The organism is Hymenobacter terrenus, from assembly GCF_000972495.1.
GTDB classification, from domain to species: domain Bacteria; phylum Bacteroidota; class Bacteroidia; order Cytophagales; family Hymenobacteraceae; genus Hymenobacter; species Hymenobacter terrenus.
Genome location: NZ_LATM01000015.1, coordinates 65560 through 78729 on the forward strand (window position 1 = coordinate 65560; position 13170 = coordinate 78729).

Genomic DNA, 13170 nt, shown 5'->3' on the forward strand with positions numbered 1-13170 from the left:
ATAGTAAGAATAGGGTGTAATAATACGGCAAAATTATTACATAGCCCCTGACTTATTACCACCTAATCACCCGCTCATTCCTTGACCAAGTCATCTCACGACCCCGGTTCATTGACTCACAAATTCTACGGGCGATGTAAAAAGTGTGAGAACCTCAGCGGACTCACACTTTTCGCAGCAGGTAAAAAAAGTGTGAGTCCTTCACCATTCTCACATTTTTCTACCTGCTGCGAGAAGTGTGAGACGGGGAAGGGGAGCAACCGGCAGGCCCCGCTCAAAGCAAGGCCCGCCGGTTGCCCCCCTTCCGTATTTCAGTGTAAACCCGCGCCAAGCGGTGTGGCCGCGGCCCGAAGTGCGAGCTACCAGGCTACTTCCGCACCGCCTCAATGGCTAGTTGCAGCAGGGTCGTGCGCACATTCAGCTCAGTCAGTTTGTTATTGCGCCGCGTGGGGTGCACGCGGTTGGTGAGCAGCACTACCACCAGTTCTTCCTTGGGCTCGACCCAGAAGTAGGTGCCCGTGAAACCAGTGTGGCCGTAGCTGCTCTGGGAGGCATTCCGGGCGGAGTTAACGGCCGGGTCGGCGGCGGGCCGGTCGAAGGCCAAGCCACGGCGGTTATCGGGGCAGAACTGGCAGCGGGTCCAGTCAGCCAGCAGTTCCTTGTTGAAGAGCTGCTGGCTTCCGTAGCGTCCGCCCCAGACGTAGGTTTGGGCGAGCTTGGCCACGTCGTTGGCATTGCCAAAGAGGCCGGCGTGGCCCGAGAGGCCGCCCAGCAGGGCCGCGCCTTCGTCGTGCACGGTGCCGTGCAGCAGCTGGCGGCGGAAGACCGAATCCACCTCCGTGGGCACAATGCGGCGCAGCGGAAAGCGGTTGCCGGGCCGCAAGCCCAGCGTAGTAGCGCCCAGCGGGCCGTACACTTCCTTTTGCAGATAGGCATCGAACGGGAGCCCGGTGCGGGCCTTCACCAGCTCGGGGTAGAGCAGGAACGACAAGTCGGAATAGACGTAGCCCGGCTTGTCGTTCAGCGGCGACTCCCCTATTTCTTTGTAGATGCGGGCTGGCAGGTCTTTGCGCGCCCACAGGCCGCGGGCAGCCGGCAGCGGAAACCGGGCCGACGAATCGGCGCGGAAGTAGCGCCGCCGCAGCTCCCCGTTCTTCTTGGTCAGCGCCTTCCAGAACGGAATCCAGGCCTTGAGGCGGGCTTGGTGGGCCAGTACGTCGCGCATTTTCAGCCCGGCCTTGTTGGTGCCGCGCAACGAAGCAAAGTAGTTACCCAACGTACTGTCCGGGCTAAACTTACCATCGGCTTGCAGCTTGAGCAGCGCGGGAGTGGCCGCCAGCAGCTTCGTCATCGAAGCCAGGTCGTAGAGGTCGTCGTTGCGCACGGGGCACGGGGATGTTACCGAGGAAGTAAGACCTGGCGCATTGGCAGACGGCCCCGTCTTCGCCTTTCCGGCTGCCTTCTCTCCTTTCTTCTGCGGGCCCAGCTCCTCATTCGGGGCAAAGCCAGCATAAGTCTGGTTGCCATAGCTTTTGCGGAGCACCACGGTGCCGCGCCGGGCGATAAGGACCTGCGCCCCCGGAAATGCCTGGGCCGCCAGCGCCCGGCCCACGAGGCTGTCGACGCGGGCTTCGAGGCGGTTATCCAGGTCCACGTCTTCGGGGTTGGCGTAGCGCAGGCGGAACTTGCCGGCCGTGCGCAACCCGAAGCCGCGGGCGTAGCGGTCCGATACCGTGACGGGCAGCCGGCCCGTGACCGCAATGCCGCCGAAAATGGCCTGGGCGGCGAGGTTTTGGGCGTTCTGGCTTTCCTGGTAGGCCAGCACCACGGCACTGGCGCGGTCCAAATCCCGCACCTTGGCCACGGCATAGGCGGAGCCAAACACGTTCACCACGACCTGCTGCTTTTGGTCGACCAGCTCGCGCAACAGCAAGTTGGTTTCCGGGCTGATGCCGAAGCTGGTAGCCGGCAGCCGGCCCAGGCTCTGCAACGAAACCAGCACCAGGTTGTAGGCTTTCAGCGCGGCCCGCAGCTTCGTCAGCTCATCCAGGGTGGGCGTGGCTGAGGCGTGAAAATGGGCCGCAGGAGCATAGTCGGCCACTGCTTTTTGGAAGTCCGTGGTGTCGCTGGGGAAGCCGCCCAGTACCAGCGTGGCAATGCGCAGGGTATCGAGCCGCTGCAGGGGCAGCAGGTTCTTTTGGTTGCGCAGCAGCGTGATGCTCAGTTCGGTGAGACGGTGGCTGAGGTACTGGGCGTGGGGGGCGTTGAGGTCCTGGTAGATGTTTTTGGTGTCGATGGGCCGGTAATGGTTCAGGCCGGCCCACTGCTTGAGGGCCAGCACGCGGCGGCAGTGCACGTCAATCTCCTTTTGCGAAATCCGGCCGCTGTCCACCGCCACGCGCACCATCTGGATGGCGAGCGGCACGTTTTTGCTGAACTCCAGAATGTCGTTGCCGGCTATGAGGGCGCGCACGTCGGCCTCGCCGGGCGGAAACATGCTGATGACGCCCCTCATGTTCATGGCGTCCGTAAAAATCAACCCTTTGAAAGCCATCTCGCCGCGCAGTAAATCGTTGATAATGGGCCGCGACAACGTGCTGGGGCCCGGCACGGTGTCGAGTGCGGGCACGTTGAGGTGGGCCACCATCATGCCGCCGAGGCCGCCCGCCATGAGGCTGCGGAATGGCGGCAGCTCCAGCGTATCGAGCCGGCGGCGGTCGACGCGCACGGTGGGCAGCGCCAGGTGTGAGTCGGCATCGACGTCGCCGTGGCCGGGAAAGTGCTTGGCCACGGCCAGAATGCCCGCGTCCTGCATGCCGCGCATGTACTGGCGGCCGTCGCGGGCCACCGCCGCTGGGTTTTCGCCCCAAGAGCGGAAGCCGATGACGGGGTTGGCGGCGTTGTTATTGACATCAACTACGGGCGCGAAATTGACGTGCATGCCCAAGCGCTTGAACTGCTGAGCCACCTCGCGGCCCATATCGTAGAGCAGCGTGGTATCGGTTTCGCCGCCCAGGCTCATCTGGTAGGGGAATTTTACGACGCTGTCGAGGCGCATGCCCACGCCCCATTCGCCGTCCATGGCCACGAGCAGCGGCACTTTCGACTGGCTCTGGTAGCGGTTCAGCAGGCGCCCCTGCCGAGCGGGGCCACCCTGAAAAAATATCAGCCCCCCAATGCCATACTGCTGAATGAGGGCCGAAATCGAGTCCTCATCGACCCGCGTGCGGTTGGAGTAGGCAGCTACCATAAATAGCTGCGCGGCCCGCTGGTCGGGCGTGAGCACGCGCATCAGGCTATCGACCCACCGCGAATGCAGGTAGCGGGTGAAGGCCGGCGCGAGCGGCACCGCGCCGGCTGGCTTGCGGGCCGCGGGGCGGCCGGTGGCCTTGGTACCCGGCGTTTTGTGCCCGGCAGCTTTGGGCTTAGAGCGCGCAGTAGATCGAGCGTGAGCGGGCACCGGCCGGCGCTGAGCAGCCGCCAGCAGCGGAGCCGCCAACAACCAGCATAACAGAAAGTACTTAAGATATGACAAGGGCAGGTTTTTTATACGAAAGTAGCGCTTGTCATCATAGCTGCCTGCACCGCCGCATACCAATCACAATTCCGGTAGCACAGCGAAGCGTTTTTAATGCTTAGGGCCCGCTCAAAAGTCCTGTGCAGCGTGGTGTTGAAGTGAGAGGACAGCGCGCACAGATGCCGGCTATCTGAATTTCGGCGTGAGTGGATATATCTGGTAAGAAAAAAGGTTGGCCGTCGATTTTTCTTACCAACGTTGGTAAGAAAAATCGACGGCCAACCTTTTTTCTTACCAGCTCACCGGGTGGGTGCTGGTGCGGCGCGCAAATCAGAGCGGTTTTGGAGTCGCTTTCCCGTAGCGCGGACTAAAAGTCCGCGCTACAGCGTGAGGTGCCTCGGCTGCGCGACGTACACCAATCAGAAACTACGCTTGCGCTTTGCTCAGCTGCTGCTAGTCAATAAGGACCCGCCAGAAAAGCCCTGCCCTCTCTTGCAGAAGGCAGGGCTTTTTTTGGCGCGTCACCGTACTAGGGAGTGGTACTGGTTTTTTCACCTTTCGTTCCTGGCATTATGCTCACTACTTTGTTTTCCTTCAGCACTTTTGCGCGGGTGCAGCTGGCTCTTGCCGCCGGACTATTGCTCAGCGCCTGCAGCGGCGGCGCACCCCTCGAACAATCCAGCGGCGGGACGGGCCGCTCCACGGTCGTGCAGCTCGATTCCTCGGCCACGCTGCCCACGGAGGCCTGCGGGCTGCTCACGGCCCGCGAAGTGACAGACCTCACCGGGCAAACCGTGCAGCAGCAGGCCCAGGGCGATGCCTGCCGGTTTGTGGAAGCCAACCAACCCGCCAGCCCCGACGCCGTGGTGCTGGTTTCGTTTCGGCCGGCGGCGGCTTTCGCCATCGCCCAGGCGGGCAACGACCTACGGCGCCGCAACATGGTCCCCGTCACGGGCCTGGGCCGCGAGGCTTATTACGACGACAACCACGGCGACCTTTACATTCGGCTGCCGGAGCGCACGCTCGTCATCGGGATGCCGCGCCGGATCAAGGACCACCCGCGCGACCGGGTGGCCCCGGAATTGGCCCGTTTGGCCGTGGCCCGGCTGGCGGCCCGCTCCGCAAGCAGTGCCAGAGTTACACCCCAGTAGACCTTCGTGAAAACCTCACTGCAAATCCAGGTTTCGCTACCCAGGCTTGACGTGTAATTCGCCTTCCCCGTTTGTTATTGCGATGAAAATTAAGGGCTCTTGCTGCCGTCTGCTCTTGGCACCTTTGCCGCCGTCGCCCAAACCACTCCGGCAACTATCCAAAGCCCCTTCAGCAGCCAAAGCACCGTGAGCATTGCGGTACGCCAGGCGCTGCTATACCCACAGATACTACGGCTCAGAAATAAGCGAACTTGCTGTTGACAATCACTAAAAATCCTCTCCAGTGCATCTGGGGCGGCTTTTTAGTGATTGTCAACGACATTCCCAACCTTTGCGGACAACTAACGCAGGGGCTGCCCGGCACTTCGTAGCTTGCGCTCCATTTCATCATATTTCTTTTCATGAAAAAACTTGTCCTCGCCGGCCTTGTGGGTGCCGCGCTCACCACCGCCTGCAACCAGACCAAAACCACCGAAACAGCCGGTAGCACGGCTGGTTCCGACGCGGCCGCCGACTCCACCCAGGGACTGCCCGGCCTGTTTAGCAGCTTTTGGGAAAAGCAGTCGCGCCTCGACCCACTATCGGCCACGGCCCAGGGCGACAACCGCTTCAACAACCTGCTGCCCAACGACCAGACCCAGGCGTTTCGGGATACGCTGCGCACTTTTTACCAGGACTATCTGACGCGGCTGGAAAAATTTGACCGCACGAAGCTGGACGACAACGGCAAAATCAGCTACGACATTTTCCAGTACGATATGAAGCAGCGGCTCGATGGCCTAAAGCTCAACACCTGGATGATGCCATTTCAGCAGTTCTGGGGGTTGCCCATCAGCATGGGGCAGTACGGCTCGGGCGCTGGCAACCAACCGTTTAAAACAGTGAAGGACTACGACAACTGGCTGGGCCGGGTGCAGGGCTTCACGGTATGGGCCGACTCGGCCATCGGCAACTTCCGGCGCGGCATGAAGGCCGGTGTGGTACTACCCAAGGCGCTGGTGGAGAAAATGCTGCCCCAGATGCGCGCCAAAGACATGCAGGTGACCGACCCCACGAAGTCGTTGTTTTACGGGCCCATCAACAACTTCCCGAAGGACTTTTCCGACGCCGACAAGCAGCGCCTCACCGCCGCCTACAAGCAGGCCATTCTCACTCAGCTGGTGCCCACCTATAAAAAGCTGGGCGATTTTCTAGCCACCGAGTACCTCCCCAAAGCCCGCCCCACGAGTGGCATCAACGCCGTGCCGGGTGGGCCGGAAATGTACCGCTACCTGGCCAGCTACTGGACCACCACCGAGAAAACGCCGGCCGAGATTCATGCCCTCGGCTTGCGCGAAGTGGCCCGCCTGCGCACCGAGATGGAGCGCATGAAAACCCAGGTGGGTTTCAAAGGGACACTGCGGGCCTTCTTCGAACAATTGAAGCACGACCCCAAAGCCATGCCCTTCAAGACGGCCGATGAGGTGCTGGCCGGCTTCCGGAAGATTCAGACCACCATTGACCCCAACCTGAAAAAGATGTTCGGGCGGGTGCCCAAAACTCCGTTTGAAATCCGTCGCACCGAGGCCTTCCGCGAAGCATCGGCCTCGGCCGAGTACAACCAGGGCTCGCCGGACGGCACGCGGCCGGGTATTTTCTACATCCCGCTGCCCAAGCCGGCCGAGTACAACGTGACGCAGGGCATGGAGTCGCTGTTTTTGCACGAAGCCATTCCGGGTCACCACTACCAGATTTCGCTGCAACAAGAAAACACGGCCCTGCCCAAATTCCGCCAGTTTGCCGGCTACGGCGCCATGACCGAAGGCTGGGCGCTCTACTGCGAAAGCCTGGGCAAGGAGCTGGGACTTTACAAAGACCCCTACCAATACATTGGCGCGCTGAACGATGAGATGCTGCGCGCCGTGCGCCTGGTGGTGGATACTGGCTTGCACACCGGCCAGCTCACCCGCGAGCAGGCCATCGCCTACATGCTCGACAACATGCCCGCCAGCGAGGAGGACGATATCTCGGCCGTCGAGCGCTACATGGCCATTCCTGGCCAAGCCTTGGCCTACAAAATCGGCCAGCTCAAGATTCGGGAGCTGCGCGCCCGCTACGAGAAGCAATTGGGCAGCAAGTTCTCCCTCAGCAACTTCCACGACGAGCTGCTGAAGGATGGTGTGATGCCACTGGCCGTGCTCGAAACCAAGATGGATGCCTGGGCCGCCAAGCAATAGGGCAGCGTTGGTTGAATAAAAAGGAAGCCCGCGTCGTGCAATTACGACGCGGGCTTTTTGTGTGGATATCTCATTTCAAGGCAGTGTGACTTCTTTCAAACAGGCTTTACCACGAGAAGGTACGCCTGATGACTAGCTCCAACCCAGCGCCCGGCAACTTCTACCAAACCAATTGGCGCGCTTTTCACGACGGGATTCTGGCCAGTGGCTCCATGGCGGTAGTTGCACCAACTAGCTAGCTGAATATGCTGGCGTAGGCCCATGTGCTTAACTTGTCGCGCCGTTGCCCCAAGCTGCTCGTAATGTACCGACTCCTCCAGTTTCTCGTGTTCCTTTGCTGGGGGCTACTCAGCCAGTTCTCTTATGGAGCAACGCCCGTGGCCCCTTACCAGCAGATAACCGACTGGCAAGGTCGCCCCGAGGGGCAGGACACCTGGCATTCGCTTGTCCTCAATGGGCACGGTAGTTCGGATCATTCCGTTCTTGGAAAGCTGTTTTGGCTGCGAACCAGGGTGGCTTTGGATTCCACTGAGCGGTCAGCAGAACCATCAGCTTTGCTAATAACCGGCCTGCACACAGCCAACGAGGTGTACTGGGACGGCCAGCTCGTGTACACCAACGGGCGCGTAGGGCATACGGCCGGGCAGGAAAAAGCCGGCATATGGAAACAGCATATCGTCTTGCCCACCCACCTAACCCAAGCCGGCGCCCATACTATCACCATCCGGGCCTCTGACCATCAGTTCAGTCAAAAGTCCTGGCAGCCCAAACTTGTACTGAGTTCGAGCAAGGCGCTAACTCGCAAGGAGTACGCCTTCACGCTCGGTACTGTATTTATTATTGGGGTGCTGCTTACGGCGGCCGTGTTTAGCCTGCTGCTCTATACTGGCTCCAATCGCAAGGTGGCTTACCTGTTCCTGTGCCTGTACTGTGTGGCACACTCTGTCAAGCTTTCCTTTAAGCCGCGCTATTTCTTCGTCGATGACGTGGAGTTGACTGAACATTATTTCTATGCGAATATCACCACGGCGGCGGTACTGCTGGGAGGCTTTTTCCTGCTGCTGTTTCTCCTGCACGAGTTCAGCGTCCCGCACACGCGCCGCCTGACGGGACTGTTTGCTGCGTTTGCAGTAGCGGCGTATTTCCTGTTTAGTGAGGGATACTACATTCTGATTGTAACGTGCCTGGCTTTTGCGATGGCCTTATACGCTGTGCACCGTCGGCAGGAAGGGAGCTGGCTGGCTGTAGTGGGTCTCGGGGGCCTGGCAGTGTGCACCTCGTTGGGCTACCGCGAAATACTGAACTTGGGCTACATCATGGGCATTCTGTTCTTTATCGTGTGCATGAGCTTAAGTATTGGGCGGCAACTAGCGCGGCAGTACCGGCTGCGGCAAGAAGCTATCCTGCGCTCTGTGCGGCTCGAAAACCAACTGCTGCGCAAGAACATTCAGCCTCACTTTCTCTTCAACACGCTCACTTCCTTGCAGGAGCTCATCGACCAGAATCCACCCCAGGCCTCACAGCTCATTGATGCCCTAGCGGAGGAATTCCGCATGATTTCCAACATTGCCGAAGAGAAGCTGATTCCCATTGAGGACGAGCTGAAAATTTGCCACACTCATCTCAAAATCATGGGCTTTCGGCGCGAAGCAAAATTTGCCTTAGAAACGCACGGCCTGAGTGGGAAAGAGCAAGTACCACCGGCCACGTTTCATACCCTGATCGAAAATGGGCTTACCCACGGCTACGGCAATAAGGGGCAAGGCCGGTTTGTGCTCTCGAAAGAACCGCTCGACCGAGGCGTCCGCTACAAGCTCTTCAACGACAGCGACCTGACAGCTACGTCTGCTGTGTACAGGGAAGGCACCGGCTCCCGCTATGTGAAAGCCCGTTTGGAGGAGTCATTTCCGGGTTGCTGGCAGATGCAGTCGGCTCCCGTGGCCGACGGTTGGGCGGTTGTCATCGACATCTATGACCACAAGCAGGCTTAGGTTTTTACTGGGTACTTTCTTTGCCGTCGGATGAGAATTGTTGTAGTCGAAGATGAGGCCTTGATTGCCAACCGTATCGTGCGGTTTACGCGCGAGCTGCTGGGCGGGCGCGTCAGCAGTTTAGTGGTGCACGCCACGCTGGAAAGTGCTACGGCTCATGTACTCGACCATCCCATCGACCTGCTGATTCTGGACCTCAACCTCAATGGCCGCGACGGGTTTGAGTTGCTGCGCCAAGCCGTGGCGGGCGCTTTTCACACCCTTATTGTGTCGGCCAATACCCACCGTGCCATCGAAGCCTTTGAGTACGGAGTCCTGGACTTTGTGCCTAAGCCCTTTGACGCGACTCGCCTGCAGAAGGCGTTCGACCGGTTTGAGCGGGCCGAACAAAGCGGCTCACACCCGTTGAAGTACCTAGCGGTGCGCCGCCGCAACACCCTCAAACTGGTGGACGTAGCTGACGTGCTTTTTATTCAGGGAGCCAACATCTATTCTGAACTTTACTTGCGCGATGGCTCGGTGGAACTGCACGACAAACCACTGCACCGGCTGCTTGATATTCTGCCCACTTCCTTTCTACGGGTGCACAAGTCGTATCTGGTCAGTATTCCAGCCGTGCAGCACGTTGTGAGCCATGGTTCTAGCAAGTACGAGTTGGTGCTCTATAACGGCACGATGCTGCCCGTGAGCCGGGAGCGGTACAAGGAGTTGAAGTCGGCAGTAGGCCTGGGTTAGAGGGGAGTTTATTACACTTCACAAGTCCATAGCGCAGTTCACCTGCTATTGATTGGTGGGAGGCGGGACCAACAGGTAGGTTTGGGGACTATCAACCTCAACACCCCGACTCCGCTATGCTAAAGCACTCTTTCCTGGCCAGTGCATTATTCTCGCTTGCTACGTCACCTGCTTTTGCTCAGACAGAATCTTTAGAGCAGCGAATAAACCGCCTCCTCGTAGCCAAAAAAGCTACTATTGGAATTAGTATTTATTGTTTTGAAACCAAGGAAGCAGTGAGCATCAATGGCAATGAGCATTTCCCAATGCTAAGTGTATTCAAGCTTCATATTGCAATGGCTGTATTGAATGAGATAGACAAAGGAAGGTTTTCTTTGAATCAAAGAATACATGTGAAACCGGAAGACTTACTGCCGGATTTATTTAGCCCATTGCGCGACGAATATCCTAATGGAAATGCAAAAATTCCTTTAGCCAAAATTATAGAATATACTGTCGGCAAGAGTGATAATAGCGGCTGTGAAATTTTATTAGAATTGATAGGAGGTACGCAGATGGTGAACAAGTATTTTCGAAAAGCAGGCATGAAAGATATATGCATCCAAGTTAATGAGGAGGAGATGCATAAAAATTGGAATGACCAGTTCCTCAATTGGACAACACCAGTATCAGCAGTGGAAGTACTAAAATTAATTTACAGTAGAAAGCTGTTGTCAAAAACCAGTTCCGATTTCCTGTGGAATAGCATGGCTGCAACTTCCACCGCTGGAAAAAGAATCAAGGGCAACATCCCTGTTGACGCTGTTGTAGCCCATAAAACCGGAACCGGCAGAACAAATCAACAGGGCATAACCGCTGCTGTAAACGACATAGGAATTGTAGCCTCCCCAAACGGCAGGCATTTTGCCGTCAGTGTTTTTGTCGCTAATTCCTTGGAAAATATTGAGACAAATGAAAAGGTCATCGCAGACATTACTAGGCTGGCTTATGACTATTTTCTAACAAGCTCTAAATAGATGTTGTATGACTTGTAAGCTTGCGAACAATATAAGCCTACTACTAATGGCTGTAGTCTTTCTTTCAGCTGCTGCAAACGTTGCAGCGCAAGGCAAACCAGAAATAGAAAATAAGATGCTCAATACAAAGATTGTTCTCTCACAAAAAGTGGCCAAGTATGTTGCTGAGCAGGCCGAAAAGGAGGCGATAAAAACTAAATTCAACGTTTCGATTGCCGTGGTGAATGAAGCAGGTCAGCTACTTCATTTTACCAGGATGGATGAAAGCACAAATTCGAGCGTTGACATCTCTATTGCCAAAGCAAAACATGCCGCCTACTACGGGCGCGACACGAAGGTGCAGCAAGATGCCCTCACCAATGGTAACACTACGGTTCTTGCGTTGCCACATTCTTTACCGATTGAAGGCGGCGTTCAACTCATCTATCAGGGCAAGGCAATTGGGGCAATCGGAGTCAGCGGCGCTACCCGTGAAGACGACGGGAAAATCGCGAAAGCCGGCGCGGATCTTATGGCAACACTGAAGTAAATAAGCCAATAAATCTGAACCCCGCCGTGAATGAGCGGCCCTCATCGAAGCTGGTAAAACGGTCCCTACTTAGTTTGCTCGCCAACATCATGACACCAGCCCACGCCAAAAGTAGTTCGACGCGCTCGCGAGCGCGATACCGCCCCAAGCACTCCGATGCCGAAGGCCCTAGCCCGCCAGTTTTAAGGCATGCTATACAGCAAGGCTACCACGACCCCGCACAGCACTCCAGCGTAGAAACGGTTGTCTTGCCAAAGGGGGCCGGTGCGGTACCCGCGCAGGCCCCACCAGAACAGCCCTAGCGTGGCCGTGCCGCTGAGCAGGCCAGCCACGATACTGGGTAGAACTGCCGCCCGCACCATTCCCACCAACCCGGCTTGCAGCACCAGAAATACCAGCACGTAGCGCCAGGGCAAGGCCGGCGCCAGTGTATCTGGGTTGACGGGCCCGGCTTTGTCGGGCCGGAGCAGGCTCACCGTGCGGTGCATGAGTAGGGTAAATACGGTGGTTAAAAATACCCGGTGCATGAAGTTGAGCTTGGTTCCGAACAGGGCTGCCACCGAGGCGATGGAACCCAAGTGGTTGTTGTAAAGCGCCTCGAAACCAAACGCAAACAGCGGCGCGGCAACCAGGGCCGCCAATGCCCCCGCCGTGGACGCCCGCCGCCACCAAATACCCAGCAGAAAGGCCACCACAATGCCTTGCGTGAAGTAAGAGCCTCGGTTCGAGACGCTCAAAAAGAAGTTGCCGGTGGAGGTGGGGTCGTAGGTGAAGATGGCCAGGCAGGCCGTTACTACCACCACGATGCCGATGGTGACGCGCCCGACCTTGATGAGCTGGCCATCGGTGGCCTCAGGGTTGACGTACTTTTTGTAAACGTCGATGCTGACCAGGGTCGTGGCCCCGTTCATCATCGAATCGATGGAGGAGAACGTGGCCACGCACAGGCCCGCCAGGATGAAGCCCATCAGCCCGTAGCCCGTGGGCACCACGGTGGCAATCAGCTGCAGGAAGGCATCGTCGGGCAGCACGTGGTGCAGGCTGCCGAAGCGGAGGCGAAACAAGTGCGCCGCCGCCACCCCGCAGGCCACCGAGAAAAACGGAATCAGCAGCTTGAGAAACGAGGCCGCCACAATGCCGAGCTTGGCTTCGTTGTCGGTGGTAGCAGCCAAGGTGCGCTGCACCAGGTATTGGTTGTTACAATAGTAGAATACGTGCAACACCAGCAGCCCCGAAAACACCCCGGACCACGGCAAATCGGGGTGCTGAGTGGGCAGGTAAAGGTGTAGCTTCTGGGCGGCGGTGGGCAAGCTGGCGTCGAGCGCCAACAGGCCTTTCAGGCCACCTATTTCGGGCTGGGCAAACGTGAGGCCCGCCACCAGCAGACCCGCCGCCAGCATCATGATGGACTGCAGGTTGTCGGTAGCCACAATGGAGCTGAGGCCCCCAAACATGGTGTAGCTGCACGTCACCAGCGCCATGAGCACGATGCCCTGGATGTAGGTGATTTCCAGCGGCGTGCCCAGCAGCAAAAACCGCAAGGTGCGCCCCCCAATGTAGAACCCCGCTACCAGCTGCACCACAATCAGCGTAATCATCAGAATGGTGTACAGCAGGCGGGCGCTTGAGCTGTACCGGTATTCCAGGTACTGCGACAGCGTGAAGATGCGGAGCCGCCGGTACACCGGCAGAAACGCGTAGCACAGCAGCAGCGCGCCCACCGGGGCCAGCAGCTCGTAGTGGCTCTGCGCTAGCCCCACCGAAAAGCCAATCCCGAGCATCCCAATCAGGTGAAAGGAATTGACGTTGGTGCCGAAGATGGACCCCGCCACCTGCCACCATCGCAACGACCGCCCCGCCAGAAAATAATCTTCGGAGCTGCTCTGCTTGCTGAACAACAGCCCGGCCAATGGCATCAGGGCAATGAAAAACAGCAGCACGACAATGTCGAAAGTAGTGAGGGAAGTAAGCATGTAATACGGTTCATTCCCAGCCCCTTCGCACAAGAAAAGGGA

8 protein-coding genes are annotated in these 13170 nt (G+C 58.0%); 6 read left to right on the top strand and 2 right to left on the bottom strand.

The window, feature by feature from the left end; translation table 11 throughout:
- Nucleotides 1-367: 367 nt before the first annotated feature.
- Nucleotides 368-3535 (bottom strand): glycoside hydrolase family 3 N-terminal domain-containing protein, encoded by a 3168-nt coding sequence (locus tag WX88_RS17120; RefSeq protein WP_231590730.1) that lies wholly within the window; start codon nt 3533-3535, stop codon nt 368-370.
- Between the two features lie 554 nt (nt 3536-4089).
- Between WX88_RS17120 and WX88_RS17125 the strand changes: the two genes are divergently transcribed.
- The 6 genes from WX88_RS17125 to WX88_RS17150 all read left to right on the top strand — a co-directional run bounded on the left by WX88_RS17125 (nt 4090) and on the right by WX88_RS17150 (nt 11155).
- On the top strand, nt 4090-4668 hold the full coding sequence (locus tag WX88_RS17125; protein ID WP_046245619.1) for a hypothetical protein: 579 nt from the start codon (nt 4090-4092) through the stop codon (nt 4666-4668).
- 401 nt (nt 4669-5069) lie between these two features.
- Nucleotides 5070-6884 carry a DUF885 domain-containing protein gene (locus WX88_RS17130; protein WP_046245620.1) on the top strand — a complete coding sequence of 605 codons (1815 nt, stop codon included), beginning with the start codon at nt 5070-5072 and terminating at the stop codon, nt 6882-6884.
- A gap of 302 nt (nt 6885-7186) precedes the next feature.
- Complete coding sequence (locus tag WX88_RS27910; RefSeq protein WP_082116113.1) at nt 7187-8875, top strand: histidine kinase; 1689 nt, start codon at nt 7187-7189, stop codon at nt 8873-8875.
- A 30-nt stretch (nt 8876-8905) separates the two neighbouring features.
- A complete protein-coding gene (locus WX88_RS17140) occupies nt 8906-9610 on the top strand; it encodes a LytR/AlgR family response regulator transcription factor (RefSeq protein ID WP_046245621.1) in 705 nt (234 codons plus the stop codon).
- Nucleotides 9611-9726: 116 nt separating this feature from the next.
- Complete coding sequence (gene bla, locus WX88_RS17145) at nt 9727-10626, top strand: class A beta-lactamase, subclass A2 (RefSeq protein ID WP_046245622.1); 900 nt, start codon at nt 9727-9729, stop codon at nt 10624-10626.
- A gap of 46 nt (nt 10627-10672) precedes the next feature.
- Nucleotides 10673-11155, top strand: coding sequence for a GlcG/HbpS family heme-binding protein (locus WX88_RS17150; RefSeq protein WP_197076823.1), 483 nt, complete (start codon nt 10673-10675; stop codon nt 11153-11155).
- Between the two features lie 182 nt (nt 11156-11337).
- On the opposite strand, the gene WX88_RS17155 is transcribed toward WX88_RS17150, so the two are convergent.
- A complete protein-coding gene (locus WX88_RS17155) occupies nt 11338-13128 on the bottom strand; it encodes an SLC5 family protein (RefSeq protein WP_046245623.1) in 1791 nt (596 codons plus the stop codon).
- Between the last annotated feature and the right edge of the window lie 42 nt (nt 13129-13170).